We start from the raw sequence: 15,096 nt of genomic DNA, 5'->3' as shown, positions 1-15,096 counted from the left end.
AATAAATAAACTGCATATATATGAAATCCGCTATAAATTCCCCCACTGACATGTGTATCATTGTTACATATCGCTGCCCGATGCAGTGCCAAATGTGTAATATATGGCAAAATCCCACAGATAAAAATAAAGAAATCACTCCGGCAGAAATTGAAAAACTACCGAAAGTGAAGTTCATAAATATTACAGGAGGAGAACCTTTTATCCGGGAGGATCTGGAAGAAATTGTAAAAGTAGCATTCCATAAGTCTCCTCGTGTTGTTATTTCAACTTCAGGATGGTTTGAAGAACGTATTATCCGTTTAGCTGAAAAGTTTCCTAAAATAGGGATACGTATTAGTATTGAAGGATTATCTCAAAAGAATGATGAACTTCGAGGAAGGCAAGGCGGGTTCGATAAGGGACTTCGCACCCTGTTACTACTCAAAGAAATGGGAGTAAAGGATATCGGTTTCGGAATTACTGTTTCCAACTCCAATTCAGCTGATATGCTTTCTTTATACCGCTTATCTCGTTCGCTGGAAATGGAATTTGCAACTGCAGCCTTACATAATTCATATTACTTTCATAAAACAGATAATGTGATTACCAATCAAACAGAAGTCTGTGGTAATTTTAGTAAATTAATAGAATGGCAACTAAAAGAAAAACATCCGAAATCCTGGTTTCGTGCATATTTTAACTGGGGACTAATTAATTATATCAAAGGAAAACCTCGTTTGCTTCCTTGTGAAGCTGGTTTAGTTAATTTCTTTGTAGATCCTTATGGGGACATTTATCCCTGTAATGGCATGGAAAGTAAATACCGGAAAGAAAGTATGGGAAACATCCGTACTATGACTTCCTTTGAAGAGTTGTGGAGAAGCGAACAAGCCGAACGTGTCAGACTCCAAGTGCGTGAATGCCCTAAAAATTGCTGGATGGTAGGAACAGCTGCTCCGGTCATGAAAAAATATATAGCTACTCCAATGCGGTGGGTGTTGCATCAAAAGATACAATCCATACTGGGACATCCCATAATACTAAACGATAAACAAACATGAAGATTGTAGTAACAGGGACCAGAGGCATTCCCGATATACAGGGAGGGGTAGAAACGCATTGCGAAGAGCTCTATCCATTAATTGCAGACAAGCAGCATGAAATTATTGTTATCCGCCGTCCCTATTATGCAGTGGATCGTTCTGTAATAGTATATAAGCAAGTTATTATAAAAGACATAAAAGTGCTGCGCAACAAGCATTTGGAAGCTTTCATACACACTTTTCTGGCTGTGCTGTATGCACGCAAAGTAAAAGCTGATATTGTACATATTCATGCGGTAGGTCCGGCATTAATGACCCCTTTAGTACGGCTATTAGGTATGAAAGCAGTAATCACCCATCATGGTCCTGATTATGATCGTGATAAATGGGGGAAGTTTGCCAAATGGATACTTCGTATGGGAGAAAAAACAGGAATGTACTACGCTAATCATATCATAGTTATTTCTGAACATATCAGACGAATGATTCAACAGAAATATCCGGATAAGAAAAATATAACACTGATTCACAATGGAATAAATCCTGTATCTCCTACACGTAGCACTGAATATCTTCAAAGCCTGGATTTGACAGAATATGGTTATATTTTAGCAGTAGGGCGTCTTGTGAAAGAGAAAGGCTTTGATAAACTAATTGAAGCATTCAAACAATTATCTCCGGTATCTGTAAAATTAGTGATAGCCGGGGATGCTGATTATCAGGATGAATATACTCAGAAGTTAAAAGAAATGTGTAAAGGGCAGAAGAACATACGCCTGGTAGGCTTTATCAAAGGAGAAAAACTTGCACAATTATATACATACGCACGGATATTTGTATTACCTTCCACGCATGAAGGATTGCCTATCGCACTACTTGAAGCTATGAGTTATAATTGTCCGGTACTGGCAAGTGATATTCCAGCTAATAAGGAAATAGGATTACCGGAGGAATGTTACTTCAAAAGTGGAGATTTATCCTGTTTGCAACAGGCTCTGAAGAAACAATTGGAAAATGCTCAGACTGAACGGGTTTCTTACAACTTGTCTGCATATAACTGGCCCAATATAGCCGGACAGACCAAAGAAATATATAATTCTCTAATATTATAAAACAATATAGATAACAATTTAACGTTCTATATACTAAAGAATTCTGTATTTTAAGAATGAATACACCATCTTCAATATATAATTTTCCGTTGAAACGGAAAAGCAACCGTATACTCAAACGAACACTTGACATAGTGTTATCATTGATAGTCTTGACTACGATATATCCAGTGGCATATATCATCATCGGGTGTTGCATCAAAATAAAGATGCCGGGTAAGATTATATTTACTCAAAAGCGCAACGGCTTATATGGGAAGGTATTTACATGTTATAAGTTTCGCTCCATGCTGCCCAATGGTGAAGCCGATACACAACAAGCCTACAATGAAGATCCACGTATTACTCCATTAGGACATTTCCTGCGTATCACCAGTCTTGATGAATTACCACAATTCTGGAATGTGCTTAAAGGAGACATGTCCATAGTTGGTCCACGTCCTCATATGCTGATACATACCGAGCAATATTGTGATATCATTCCTGAATACAATAAAAGACTTAGAGTAAAACCGGGCATCACGGGATGGGCACAGATACACAACCTGCGCGGTGAAACGGAGAAGCTGGATAAAATGAAGAAAAGAGTAGAATATGATATATGGTATATCGAACATTGGTCGTTCTCGTTAGACCTGAAAATCATGTTCAACACAGTGAAAATTATATTCCGATAAAATCATGCGTATAACCTGCCACATGCTTACAATCCTGTTTTGTTTTTCTGTTTCGTCAGTAATGACAGCGCAAAGCGTACTGAAGCATCAAAACATTTCATCTTTCATTGAATATGGAGCATCTGTCCATACCGGTGACAACACTCCTTTGTGGCAGGTCAGCAATCAACATGGATTATCCTCTATTGACAATAACACTTATCTAAGAGGTGGGGCTTTTTATACAGATACAATTCGCCAGTGGAGGTTGGAAGGAGGACTGGACATGGCGGTTGCATCCGGTTTTACATCCACTTTTATATTACAACAGGCTTATGCTGATATACGATATAAATGGTTGGGGATACTCATTGGTAGTAAAGAGATTGACTCACCTTTATTAAATCAGCAATTAAGTAGTGGAGGACTAACCTGGTCGGGTAATGCAAGGCCTATTCCGCAAGCATGGATAGGGCTTCCTGAATATGTGCAAGTATTACCACGCCTCGCCTTAAAAGCTGAAATGTCGTACGGATGGTTTACTGATAATAAATATCAGAGAAAGCAGGTAGGAGAGGATTATTGGTATACTAAAAGCATCAAATATCACCATAAAAGCGGATTCTTACGCATTGGAGTTCCACAGGGTAAGTGGCAACTGGACCTGGGTATGAGCTTGGATGTACAGTTTGGCGGTTATAAAAGTGCCGGAATGGATGCAGGAGATTTAGGAAATAGTTGGAAAGATTATTTCAAGGTATTTATTCCCAGTCGTGGAGATGACAGTAGTCCTGAAGGAGAGCAAATTGCCTATCAAGGTAATTTTATGGGTAGCGAACATATCCGGATGACTTATCGACATGAAGATTTTTCTATCAGCGCTTATCTGGAGAATTATTACGATGATTTCAGTGGAATGGGAAAACTCAACGGATTTGATGGGTTATGGGGGATCGAATACAAATCGAACCATAAACAGGCTATCAACGGTTTTGTACTGGAATACTATCAGACTACTAACCAGAGCGGTCCAATGCATGGAGTGGATTTCACCGTAGTAGAGAAAACGGGAGGTGCCGACGATTATTATAACAACGAGTGGTATCCCGGCTGGGTACACTGGGGAATGACTATGGCTAACCCATTGATCGCTTCTCCCATTTATAACAAAGACGGTGACATGAGTTTCAAATACAACCGCATCCGAGCCTTACATTTAGGTTGGAGCGGAGACATCAGCAACGAATGGACATACCTCGCAAAACTATCATATAATAAAACTTGGGGAACTCCTTTCAAACCTATACCCAATATATTAGAAAATTTTTCTACTTTTGCATCAGTTTTCTATACTCCCCATACATGGAAAGGATGGCGGTTCAATGTATCCGTCGCTTTCGATATAGGAGAGATATATGGTGACAATTTAGGTTGCCAGTTGAAAGTACAAAAAACATTCTGAAAAAGATGAATTACATACAAACGGAAATTGATGGTGTATGGCTGATCGAACCGAAAGTTCTTCGTGACGAGCGTGGCTATTTTATGGAAGCCTTTAAAGAAGAGGAATTCAAAATGCATATCGGTGATGTGCACTTTATTCAGGACAATGAATCAAAGTCTTCCTTCGGTGTATTACGTGGATTACATTATCAAAAAGGAGAATATTGTCAGTCCAAACTGGTACGTGTTATAAAAGGAAAAGTACTGGATGTGGCAGTGGATTTGCGCCAATCATCACCAACTTTCGGTAAATATGTCTCTGCAGAACTGAGTGAGGAAAATCAACGGCAATTTTTCATTCCCCGTGGCTTCGCACATGGTTTCCTTGTCCTGAGCGAGGAAGCTATCTTTATTTATAAAGTGGACAATGCGTATGCCCCACAAGCAGAAGCATCCATTCGTTTCAATGATGAAACCATAGGAATTGAGTGGCCTATAGCAGAAGAACAGCTTTTACTATCTCCTAAAGATAAAACAGCTCCATCCTTCCGGGATGCGACATATTTTGAATAAAGAGTATGAAGATAGCCATCGTCGGTACAGGATATGTCGGTTTAGTGACCGGAACCTGTTTTGCAGAAATCGGTGTCAGCGTTATTTGCGTAGACACGAACAGTGAAAAAATTGAAGCACTGAAAAAAGGTGTTATTCCTATCTATGAAAGTGGTCTGGAAGAAATGGTGAACCGAAATGTAAAAGCCGGTCGCCTACATTTCACTACTTCATTGGAAAGCTGCCTGAATGAGGTAGACGTTGTTTTCAGTGCCGTTGGTACGCCTCCTGACGAAGATGGAAGTGCTGACCTCAGTTATGTGCTTGAAGTTGCCCGTACCATTGGTAGAAACATGCAGAAGTACATATTGGTAGTCACAAAGAGTACGGTTCCTGTAGGTACTGCAAAGAAAGTACGTGCCGCTATCCAGGAGGAACTGGATAAACGAGGTGTTAGTATTCAATTTGATGTAGCCTCTAATCCCGAATTCCTGAAAGAAGGAAATGCTATCAATGATTTTATGAGCCCGGACCGTGTAGTAGTGGGAGTGGAGTCCGAACGTGCAAAGAAATTGATGAGTAAGCTTTATAAACCATTCTTGCTGAACAATTTCCGTGTAATATTTATGGATATCCCGTCTGCTGAAATGACGAAGTATGCAGCTAACTCAATGCTGGCTACCCGTATTAGTTTTATGAATGATATCGCTAATCTTTGTGAACTGGTAGGGGCAGATGTCAATATGGTACGCAGTGGCATCGGTTCGGATACCCGAATCGGGCGTAAGTTCCTTTATCCGGGTATTGGTTATGGTGGTTCGTGCTTTCCAAAAGATGTAAAAGCACTCATCAAAACCGCTGAACAAAATGGCTATCAGATGCGTGTGCTCCATGCTGTAGAAGAAGTCAATGAACTACAGAAAAGCATTCTTTTCGACAAACTTTGCAAGCACTTCAACAACGAACTGAAAGGTAAGACAATTGCCTTATGGGGACTGGCTTTCAAACCGGAGACGGATGATATGCGCGAAGCCCCTTCATTGGTGTTAATAGACAAACTGCTGAAAGCCGGATGCAAAGTGCGGGCTTACGACTCCGCTGCAATGGACGAATGTCGCCGTCGGATAGGTGAGAGCATTTATTATGCCAAAGATATGTATGATGCTGTACTTGATGCTGATGCTTTAATGCTGGTTACCGAATGGAAAGAATTCCGTTTACCATCCTGGGCAGTTATCAAGAAAACCATGGAGAAACCTGTGGTGTTGGACGGGCGTAATATCTATGACAAGAAAGAAATGGAAGAGCAAGGATTTACCTATCATTGCATCGGACATTAAAAATATAAAACAGAGAGAGTTATGATAAAGTGGGGTACTATTTCTATGGTGCTCGTTGTTGTGCTTGTATCATCCTGTAGCAGTACTAAAAATGGGGAAAATTCCGACAGGGAAGACTTAACCGCTAAAGAATTGCTGCAAGGTGTCTGGCTGGACGATGAGACGGATATGCCGTTAATGCGTATTAGCGGTGATACGATCTATTATGCTGACCCACAAAATGCACCTGTTTACTTCAAGGTACTTCGTGATACGATTTATTTACGCGGAAATACCCTTACAGCTTATAAAATAGACCGTCAAACGGAATATAGCTTTTGGTTTCATTCTCTATCTGATGATATCGTAAAGCTATATAAGTCCGATAATCCGGAAGACACTCTGGCATTCTCCACTCAGGAAGTGGAAGTTATCCCCAGCACTTCAGAAGTAATCAAAAAAGATAGTGTGGTTATGTATAAAGGAACGCGTTATCGGGGCTATGTCTATATCAATCCTTCTAAGATGAAAGTAATAAAAACAGTATATTCTGATGAAGGTATAGGTGTGGACAATGTATACTATGACAACGTGATACATATCTGTGTATATGAAGGCAAGAACTTACTGTATGGCAAGGATATTACTAAAAAAGTTTTCGCAACTATTTTCCCGGAGGAAGTATTAAATCAGACCATTCTTTCTGACATGAATTTTATAAGTGTGGATGGAAAAGGCTATCATTATGAAGCCATGCTCCGTATTCCGGAAAGTTCCGTTTATCACCTCGTAAGCCTGACTATCGGTCCTGATAAACAATTACATATAAAAATGGTGGAGTAAAACTCCACCATCAAACAATATCTATTAAAGAAATCCTTCTCTTATTTGTTGCTTTTTCCTGAAGGATTAGCACTTTTTCTCGGAGCATTACTTCTTCCTTTTGAAGCATCTCTTTTCTTCGGAGCATTTCCACTACCTTTATTGGTATTTCGTCCTTTAGCACGGAAGTTACGTTTGCCCCTTCCGTCATAACTACGTGGTTTGTATTCGGGTGACTCGCCTAATTCTTCAGGTACAGGTATTTTATAAATATCTCTTTCCAGGAAATTTTCTATCTGCTTGAAGTTACTTTGTTCCTTTTCATTTACAAAGGTTAGAGCAACACCATCGTTATTAGCACGCGCCGTACGACCAATACGATGAACATAGTCTTCACTGTCATGCGGAACATCATAGTTAATCACAAGACGAATATCATCAATGTCAATACCACGAGCCACGATGTCAGTGGCAACCAGAATGTTTATACGGCCTGCCTTAAACTCATGCATCACTTCTTCACGCTGTGCCTGTTCCAGGTCAGAATGCATTTCGCCTACATTCAGCTTCATCATTTTCAAGGCCTTTGTCACTTCCTTTACTTTCAACTTGGATGATGCGAAGATAATGACACGCTCCGGTGTTTGTTCAGCAAAGAGACTGCGAATTATACCCAACTTCTGATTTTCATAGCAAACATAGGCGGCTTGCACAATTTTATCAGCAGGGCGTGAAACGGCAAGTTTGACTTCAGCGGGATTATTGAGAATGGTGTTGGCAAGTTGTTGTATTTTTGCAGGCATGGTAGCAGAAAACATGATGGTTTGCCGTTCTTTAGGCAAATACTTCACAATCTGCATGATGTCATCGAAGAAACCCATATCGAGCATGCGGTCGGCTTCGTCAAGAATGAAATAGGAAACACGGGAAAGATCTACATATCCCAAACTCAGATGAGCTATCAAACGTCCCGGAGTAGCTATAACAACATCGGCTCCCAACATTAGCCCCTTCTTTTGCTGTTCAAAGAGTATCCCATCGTTACCACCATAAACTGCCACACTGCTGACAGGCATGAAGTAGGAAAAACCTTCCATCTGCTGATCTATTTGTTGCGCCAATTCTCGTGTGGGAGACATAACAATACAGTTTATAGCATCTTCAGGATGTCCACCTTCGGAAAGTTTATTCAGTACAGGCAACAGATAGGCAGCCGTCTTACCGGTTCCGGTCTGTGCCACGGCTATTAAATCTCTGCCTTCAAGTATAACGGGAATGGATTTCTCTTGTATAGGTGTGCACTCATCGAAGCGCATGGCTTCCAGTGCATCAAGTACCTGATCATTCAGTTGTAGTTCGGAAAACTTCATGTTTCTTTTTATTTAGTCGCAAAGATAGGAAATAAAGTGATTATCACAAAAGAATGAAGCTACTTTGCAATCCATTCCTTTAATACCCCGGATGCTGTTCCCATCTCGGATTCATCTGTCTGATTTTCTCGGGAATGGGGAAGACAATAGTATACCCACTTTCTTCGTTGGGAAGTTGCGGACGACTGTTGTAAGAACGGGTAAATTGTCCAAAACGAATTAAGTCCTGACGTCGCCAACCTTCCCAGGTCAATTCTAATTGGCGCTCAGCCAGAAGATTGTCTAAAGTAGCAGTGCGTTCCGGTGCTCCTACACGGGTACGCACCTGATTCAGTTCTTCATCTCCATTGCGTCCGTCACGGACTTTGGCTTCACTCTTCATGAGCAATACATCAGCGTAACGAAACAGAACAATATCATTCTCCATCAGTTTTCCATCTTTCATGGCTTTGTCATCTATCTCATATTTTTTCATACGGGCACCGGCAGTCTTTTCATAAGGTTCATCGGACAGATCCAGTTTAACCTTCCACGGTTCGTAAACTAAAGCTGTTCCATCATCCAATTTCACGACATTACCTTTCAAATCATAAACAGTACCTGCATAATAGCAATAATCAAAACGCGGGTCCTGTTCGTTTGTCTCGTATCCAAAAGTCTGTAAGGCTTCGATAGTGGCGCTTGATCCATTCTCGCCAGACAAACCTAACGCTTTGGCATGATTATAATGGCGCGAACGGAAAAGATATTGCATCTGATTGGTATATAACGTCTTATTCATCGGAATAGTGAAGATGTTTTCAACAGAGCCTTCATTATATACGGCAAAATTGGCGGAATAATCTGATTCAAGACGATAACCTAAAGCTGTAATTTGGTCACAATAGAACTCTACGGTCTGCCAGGCATTGAATGTATTGCCATCCACATCAAAGAAGATTGTTTTCCCATCCGGATGGATATCATCCACCCAGTTATTATCCATATAAATTTCTGCATTCAGTGCCAGTTTTGCAAGCAGGAAGTAGGCTACGGGACGTGTCAAGCGGCCATAGTAATTACCAGAACGGTTACTGAACTGAGCGGGCAGGAGTGGGGCTGCCTCTTGTAGTTCCTTGAATATGAAATTAAAGATATTCTCACGTTCACTTAGTACAATATCTTTTGAGGCAACCTTGGAAGATAGAACCAGCGGAATACTACCGAACAGGTCCGTCAGATAATAATAGTACATTGCACGCAAAGCACGCACTTCGGCACGATAGGCTGGAAGTTCTGCATCTGCATGTGTAAGTGCATAGCTTTCAATTTGTTCCAAAGACTTATTACTGAGCATAACTACTTTGTAGAGATATTCCCAGGTGGCTTGTATCGCATCATTATTTATTCCCCATTTGTGCAAGAACAGTCCTTGCCAGAAACCACCATCGTACCAGTCACCACCACGAGTAGGCATAATGGCTTCATCAGTTGTAAAAGTATTCAGATCATATATGCCGCGTCCTGTTCCCTGCAATCCTTGACTGTCGGAATTTCCTCCGATGTAGTTATAGAGAGAGGCAACTGCATTCAGATAAAGTTCAGTAATGTTACGATAGCCTTCTTCTTCGGGTAATGCATCGCGGGGATTTTCTTTTAGAAAACTATCACATGAGATCATGCACCAACTGAGGGTGACCAAAATACAAAACGAACGAATTATGGAATATCTTTTCATGTCTTTAAGGTTTAGAAGTTTACACTTAGTCCGATGGTATATGTACGATATAAAGGATAATTGCGTTTATCATCTATACCTAAAGTAGAATTCACCGATGAACTGTTTATCATGGGTGTCAATCCGGAATAACCGGAAATAGTAGCCAGATTATTGACCGTCAGTGACAGGCGAAGCGATTGCAGGTAACGGGTATTTTTCAATGGAACATTCCAGCCCACTGTGATATAGTCGAAGTTCACATAATCACCATCTTCCAACCAATAATCTGTAGCTGTCTGATCCTTTATATTCCGTGTAGGCGCTTTCTTCATGACATTATAGTCGGGGAAACTATTCATATTCATATAAGTAAGCGAAGTACCATTATAGACCTTATGCCCGAATGCACCGTTTATCTGTAACGATACATCGAAATCTTTATAACGAAAACTGATGTTAGAGCCAAGAATTGTCTTTGGAACTGCCTGACCTGCTATGTACCGGTCTTCACCATCTTCCAGACTAACACCACCACCATTCAAATCAGCAATCTGATAAGTATAGCCTCCGTTACCATCGGATACTAATCCTGTGCAATGAGGGAGGTAAAATACCCCCAACGGCTGACCTACAATCTGGTATACGATATGATTATATCCGCCATGAAATCCGGCACCATCCAATCCGGCAAGACTCTTGTATTCTGTTGCTGAAATATGCTCACCTTGATAGTTGCCATCGAGGGAAAGCAATTTGTTTTGTTGAAAAGTCAGGTTAGCATTGATATTCAGTTCCATATCTTTGGTTTTCAATGGAGTTATACCAATAGATAGCTCTGTTCCATAATTACGCATGGAACCAATGTTTGCCAGCAAAGTATTGTAAGTGAAAGGCGGTACACTCACATTATAGAGATAGAGCATATCTTTCGTCTTGGAATTATAATAGTTGGCAGTCAGTAACAACCGGTTACCCAGTAAAGCCATTTCTATACCGGCATTGAAGGTCTGTTTCACTTCCCATTTTAAGTCCGGATTCATATTCTTCAATTGGTCCATTGTGACCACAGGCGATGAACCTACCGGAGCAACTCCGTTCGGGCGTATCAGATTCAGCGAAGTGTACGAATCGATTCCATTTTGGTTACCTGCCAAACCATAGCCTGCGCGGACTTTCAGATTGTCAATGAAAGGCAGTTTCTCCATAAACTTTTCCTTGCTGACTACCCATGCAACAGATACAGCCGGAAAGAAACCCCATTTATGATTACTGCCAAACTTGGAAGAGGCATCTCCACGGGCATTCACTGTCAGTATATAACGATCATCATACGTATAGTTCACACGTCCCATGAAGGAGGCCAGGCGAGGATCTTCATAATAAGAATTAGTTCCTTCCCACGAACGGAGAGCGCCTCCCTGAAGATTGTTATAGCCCAGACCATCAATACTGAAATTAGTAACTGTGGTATAGAATCCCGAATATTGGTCTTTTTGCACTTCCGCCAAACCTAAAACATCAAAGAAATGCTTCCGCCATTCTTTTTTATAAGACAACATCAGGTTCCCTAGTAACGATTCCATTTTCTTAGTTCCTTTGTATGCCTGCCCTTGCGCCCAGACCGCAACCGGCAGATACTGTGAATTTTCAATCACATTATAGGTGTAGGAACCAAACAGTGCCAGTTTCCATGCTTCAGACAAATTAAATGTCAACCGTGCATGCGTACTAATGTGCGAAGTAGCGTCTTTATCATTCACGTCCATCCATGCCAGCGGATGAGACAGCTGGCTGGCAAGAACACTTCCATCCCAACTTCCGGTTTCCGGATTTTTATGATTAGGGAAAGTGGGATTAAATGCAGCAGCCGAATAAAACACTTTATGTAAATTTACCAGGTTACGCTCTTTCTGTATGGAACCAAACATTCCGAGATCACATTTCAGAAAATTATCGAATACGTACTGCGTCATATTCATATTCGATGTGAAGTTCCGCAACTTTTCATTAACAATCACCCCTTCGCGATTCATCAAAGCAAGAGAAACACGATAGTTGGAGGTATTTGTTCCACCGGAGAAAGCAATGTGATGATTATGTTGCAGCCCTGTTTGTTCTATTTCCTTCTGGAAATCAGTATTGTTTCCCAAATCAAGAATAGAAACGCCACGTTCTTTAGCTACTGCCCGAAATTCATCTCTATTGAGCATTCTTACCGTTTTATAGCTTGAAGCAATACCGAAACTACCATTATAGTTCACACTTGTACGCCCACTAACACCTTTTTTAGTGGTAATTTCAATAACACCCGATGCTCCGCGCGAACCATATTGCGCTGTTTCCGAAGCATCTTTCAAAATAACAAAACTTTCAATATCCGCCGGATAGATAGACATAAGCATACTCAAATCACCAAAAACACCGTCTACAATAATCAACGGATCATTCCCGGTAGTCAATGAAGTGGTACCACGCAAGCGGACAGCATCCAATGCTGCAGGTCCATTGGAACCTTTCAGAATAGTCAAACCCGGTACCCGTCCGCGGATAGCATCCAATGGATTGGTTATCTGGTCTTTATTCATTTGGTTTTCGGTAATTCTCTCTACAAGTCCTGAAAGGTTCTTGCGAAGGCCTGTGGCATATCCAACAGTCGTTATAGAGTCAGGGAGGCTAACGTGAAGTTTTTCTTGTGCAACGGCTTGAAGGCCAGGGACAGTCAAAAGCAAAGAGAGATAGAAAAAGTTCCTTATTCTCTTCATAGCATTAATATTTAAGAGGTTCCGCAAATATAGATGTCATTATATGAAACAAATATATTTGCGGAATAGTTCAGCTCATTTCGGCAAATCGATATATGAGTCCTTGAAGCCTAAGAAATAGAGCACTCCATCGAGCCCGATTGTATTGATGGACTGTTTGGCATTAGCAACCACTTTTGGTTTAGCATGGAAAGCGATACCCAAACCGGCAACACCCAGCATCGGTAGATCATTGGCTCCATCACCCACGGCAATAGTTTGAGCAATATCCACTTTTTCCACCTGTGCAATCAGACGCAACAGTTCAGCTTTCCGCTTACCGTCTACAACATCTCCCAAATAACGTCCAGTCAACTTTCCATCCACAATTTCCAGTTCATTGGCATATACGTAGTCAATACCATATTTTTGTTGCAAGTATTGTCCGAAATAGGTGAAACCACCGGAAAGAATGGCAATCTTATAGCCGTACTTTTTCAACACATACATCAACCGGTCTACCCCTTCTGTTATAGGCAGGTGTTCTGCTATATCCTGCATTACAGATTCATCCAGCCCTTTCAGTAAAGCTACGCGTTCGCGGAAGCTTTCGGTAAAATCTATTTCCCCACGCATGGCCCGTTCGGTGATAGCTTTTACTTCATCTCCTACACCGGCACGTATGGCCAATTCGTCAATTACTTCCGTCTCAATCAGTGTGGAGTCCATATCGAAACATATCAGACGGCGCATACGACGATACATATTATCGAGTTGAAAAGAGAAGTCCATTTCAAGTTCACTCGCCAACTTCATCAGATGCTCTTGCATGGCAATGCGATCCTTCGGAGTTCCACGGACGGAGAATTCGATACACGCACGTGTACGTAAATCACATTCATCCAATGGAATACGTCCCGTCAGGCGCTTGATAGCATCAATGTTCATCCCCTGTTCGGCAAGGATGCGGGTGACTGCGGAAATTTGGCGGGCAGACAACTTACGTCCCAGTAAAGTAAGGATATAGCGATTTTTTCCCTGCATGTTGACCCAGTCTTCATATTCTTTCACCGAAATAGGATAGAAACGAATCGTCACTCCCAGGGAAGATGCCTTGAAAAGCAACTCTTTCATGATGAATCCTGAATGTTGTTCCTCTGTCTTGCATAAGATACCCAATGACAGTGTATTATGAATGTCCGCCTGACCAATGTCAAGAATAGTAGCGTCGTATTTAGCTAAAATTTCTGTAACGGATGCAGTTAATCCCGGACGATCTTCGCCCGTAACGCGGATAAGAATAAGTTCTGTGCTCAACGATTGCATATAAAATTGTTTATCTAAATTAATGAGTAACACTGTGCAAAAGTAGATAAAATTCCTGCTATATACACCAATTAACATAGAAATATGTATTTAACAGTAATATTCATGAAATGTTTCCTATTTCTCTTGAGGAGAGACTTGATACAAATGATAAAAATATATAATATATATTCGAAAATCACCAGATCGATACTGTACAGAGAGGTATCCAGAAATGTAAAACATGTTATATAACATAAAAAAGTCAACCGTTTACTTGATTTTCAATAATAAAGTTATACCTTTGTCGCCGATTTAGAACGAGTGGTTCTATAATCTTAGTAAACGTTGATTGTATATTTGTTAGTTAAGACGTTGTTTTTAATTCTGACAAACATCTATAAATCAACCAGTATTAACCAAAACCGCCTTACATGAAGCATGTAAAATGGATTTTTGTTGTATTACTAATTAGTTCCTTGACTTCTTTCGTAGAAAAAGACAAACCTACCGGAGGTTTAAATGTGGGTGACATAGCCCCTGATTTTAAAATCAAAACTATGTCGACTGAGCAGCAACCTATTCAAAATCTCTCCAAGATGAAGGGAAAATATGTGTTACTCAGTTTCTGGGCAAGTTATGATGCGCAATCCCGGATGCAAAACGCAAGTTTGAGCAATGCGCTTCACTCAACTTCTCCAAACAATAATGTGGAAATGGTTTCCGTATCATTCGATGAATATCAATCTATCTTCGAGGAAACCATTCGTAAGGACCAAATAGTTACGCCCACCTGTTTCGTGGAAACTAAAGGCGAGTCGTCCGGCATCTTTAAAAAGTACCGTTTAGGCCGGGGATTTACTAACTATTTACTGGATGATAATGGTGTAATTATAGCCAAAAACATCTCTGCTGCAGAACTTTCAGCTTACTTGAATTAAGCTTTCACTGCACATTGCCATGAAAGATTTAAAGAACCTGTAAGACGAAAGTGGGGTTGCTTCTAAAACTTATGTGATGAAAAAAGCATCGTTAAAGTCAAAGGAAGCAAA

Annotated in this window: 12 protein-coding genes; 8 read left to right on the top strand and 4 right to left on the bottom strand. The window is 40.7% G+C overall.

Features of this window, described 5'->3' with window-relative positions; all coding sequences use genetic code 11:
• The first annotated feature begins 20 nt into the window (after positions 1–20).
• Genes VYM24_RS17845 through VYM24_RS17815 form a run of 7 tightly spaced genes read left to right on the top strand, consistent with a single transcriptional unit; the run spans position 21 to position 6,950 of the window.
• Positions 21–1,043 (top strand): radical SAM/SPASM domain-containing protein, encoded by a 1,023-nt coding sequence (locus VYM24_RS17845; RefSeq protein ID WP_330940534.1) that lies wholly within the window; start codon positions 21–23, stop codon positions 1,041–1,043.
• On the top strand, positions 1,040–2,137 hold the full coding sequence (locus VYM24_RS17840; RefSeq protein ID WP_330940533.1) for a glycosyltransferase family 4 protein: 1,098 nt from the start codon (positions 1,040–1,042) through the stop codon (positions 2,135–2,137). The genes VYM24_RS17845 and VYM24_RS17840 overlap by 4 nt, the downstream gene beginning before the upstream one ends.
• A 56-nt stretch (positions 2,138–2,193) precedes the next feature.
• A complete protein-coding gene (locus VYM24_RS17835; protein ID WP_330940532.1) occupies positions 2,194–2,814 on the top strand; it encodes an exopolysaccharide biosynthesis polyprenyl glycosylphosphotransferase in 621 nt (206 codons plus the stop codon).
• A 4-nt stretch (positions 2,815–2,818) separates the two neighbouring features.
• Positions 2,819–4,255 (top strand): capsule assembly Wzi family protein, encoded by a 1,437-nt coding sequence (locus VYM24_RS17830; RefSeq protein WP_425286608.1) that lies wholly within the window; start codon positions 2,819–2,821, stop codon positions 4,253–4,255.
• Positions 4,256–4,260: 5 nt separating this feature from the next.
• Positions 4,261–4,809 carry a dTDP-4-dehydrorhamnose 3,5-epimerase gene (gene rfbC, locus VYM24_RS17825; RefSeq protein ID WP_291549105.1) on the top strand — a complete coding sequence of 183 codons (549 nt, stop codon included), beginning with the start codon at positions 4,261–4,263 and terminating at the stop codon, positions 4,807–4,809.
• 5 nt (positions 4,810–4,814) lie between these two features.
• On the top strand, positions 4,815–6,128 hold the full coding sequence (locus VYM24_RS17820; protein WP_007214156.1) for a UDP-glucose dehydrogenase family protein: 1,314 nt from the start codon (positions 4,815–4,817) through the stop codon (positions 6,126–6,128).
• Positions 6,129–6,149: 21 nt separating this feature from the next.
• Positions 6,150–6,950 carry a DUF4738 domain-containing protein gene (locus VYM24_RS17815; RefSeq protein ID WP_330940531.1) on the top strand — a complete coding sequence of 267 codons (801 nt, stop codon included), beginning with the start codon at positions 6,150–6,152 and terminating at the stop codon, positions 6,948–6,950.
• Between the two features lie 41 nt (positions 6,951–6,991).
• On the opposite strand, the gene VYM24_RS17810 is transcribed toward VYM24_RS17815, so the two are convergent.
• From VYM24_RS17810 to serB, 4 genes are all read right to left on the bottom strand, one after another.
• A complete protein-coding gene (locus VYM24_RS17810) occupies positions 6,992–8,299 on the bottom strand; it encodes a DEAD/DEAH box helicase (RefSeq protein ID WP_330940530.1) in 1,308 nt (435 codons plus the stop codon).
• Positions 8,300–8,378: 79 nt separating this feature from the next.
• Positions 8,379–10,016 carry a RagB/SusD family nutrient uptake outer membrane protein gene (locus VYM24_RS17805; RefSeq protein WP_330940529.1) on the bottom strand — a complete coding sequence of 546 codons (1,638 nt, stop codon included), beginning with the start codon at positions 10,014–10,016 and terminating at the stop codon, positions 8,379–8,381.
• 11 nt (positions 10,017–10,027) lie between these two features.
• Positions 10,028–12,760, bottom strand: a complete 2,733-nt coding sequence (locus VYM24_RS17800) for a SusC/RagA family TonB-linked outer membrane protein (protein ID WP_330940528.1) — start codon at positions 12,758–12,760, stop codon at positions 10,028–10,030.
• Between the two features lie 75 nt (positions 12,761–12,835).
• Positions 12,836–14,065 (bottom strand): phosphoserine phosphatase SerB, encoded by a 1,230-nt coding sequence (serB, locus tag VYM24_RS17795; RefSeq protein WP_044271530.1) that lies wholly within the window; start codon positions 14,063–14,065, stop codon positions 12,836–12,838.
• 413 nt (positions 14,066–14,478) lie between these two features.
• On the opposite strand from serB, the gene VYM24_RS17790 reads away from it, so the two are divergent.
• Positions 14,479–14,985, top strand: coding sequence for a redoxin domain-containing protein (locus VYM24_RS17790; RefSeq protein WP_007218515.1), 507 nt, complete (start codon positions 14,479–14,481; stop codon positions 14,983–14,985).
• Positions 14,986–15,096: the final 111 nt, after the last annotated feature.

Origin of the sequence: Bacteroides sp. MSB163, from assembly GCF_036416795.1 — a bacterium.
GTDB classification, from domain to species: domain Bacteria; phylum Bacteroidota; class Bacteroidia; order Bacteroidales; family Bacteroidaceae; genus Bacteroides; species Bacteroides maternus.
This window is presented reverse-complemented; position numbering and strand designations above follow the sequence as displayed.

Excerpts from the sequence above, each read along its gene's own strand:
- VYM24_RS17830 (WP_425286608.1), top strand. The coding sequence starts at position 2,819 with ATGCGTATAACCTGCCACATGCTTACAATCCTGTTTTGTTTTTCTGTT.
- VYM24_RS17800 (WP_330940528.1), bottom strand. The coding sequence starts at position 12,760 with ATGAAGAGAATAAGGAACTTTTTCTATCTCTCTTTGCTTTTGACTGTC.
- VYM24_RS17840 (WP_330940533.1), top strand. The coding sequence starts at position 1,040 with ATGAAGATTGTAGTAACAGGGACCAGAGGCATTCCCGATATACAGGGA.
- VYM24_RS17805 (WP_330940529.1), bottom strand. The coding sequence starts at position 10,016 with ATGAAAAGATATTCCATAATTCGTTCGTTTTGTATTTTGGTCACCCTC.
- rfbC (WP_291549105.1), top strand. The coding sequence starts at position 4,261 with ATGAATTACATACAAACGGAAATTGATGGTGTATGGCTGATCGAACCG.
- VYM24_RS17810 (WP_330940530.1), bottom strand. The coding sequence starts at position 8,299 with ATGAAGTTTTCCGAACTACAACTGAATGATCAGGTACTTGATGCACTG.
- VYM24_RS17815 (WP_330940531.1), top strand. The coding sequence starts at position 6,150 with ATGATAAAGTGGGGTACTATTTCTATGGTGCTCGTTGTTGTGCTTGTA.
- VYM24_RS17820 (WP_007214156.1), top strand. The coding sequence starts at position 4,815 with ATGAAGATAGCCATCGTCGGTACAGGATATGTCGGTTTAGTGACCGGA.
- VYM24_RS17835 (WP_330940532.1), top strand. The coding sequence starts at position 2,194 with ATGAATACACCATCTTCAATATATAATTTTCCGTTGAAACGGAAAAGC.
- VYM24_RS17790 (WP_007218515.1), top strand. The coding sequence starts at position 14,479 with ATGAAGCATGTAAAATGGATTTTTGTTGTATTACTAATTAGTTCCTTG.
- VYM24_RS17845 (WP_330940534.1), top strand. The coding sequence starts at position 21 with ATGAAATCCGCTATAAATTCCCCCACTGACATGTGTATCATTGTTACA.
- serB (WP_044271530.1), bottom strand. The coding sequence starts at position 14,065 with ATGCAATCGTTGAGCACAGAACTTATTCTTATCCGCGTTACGGGCGAA.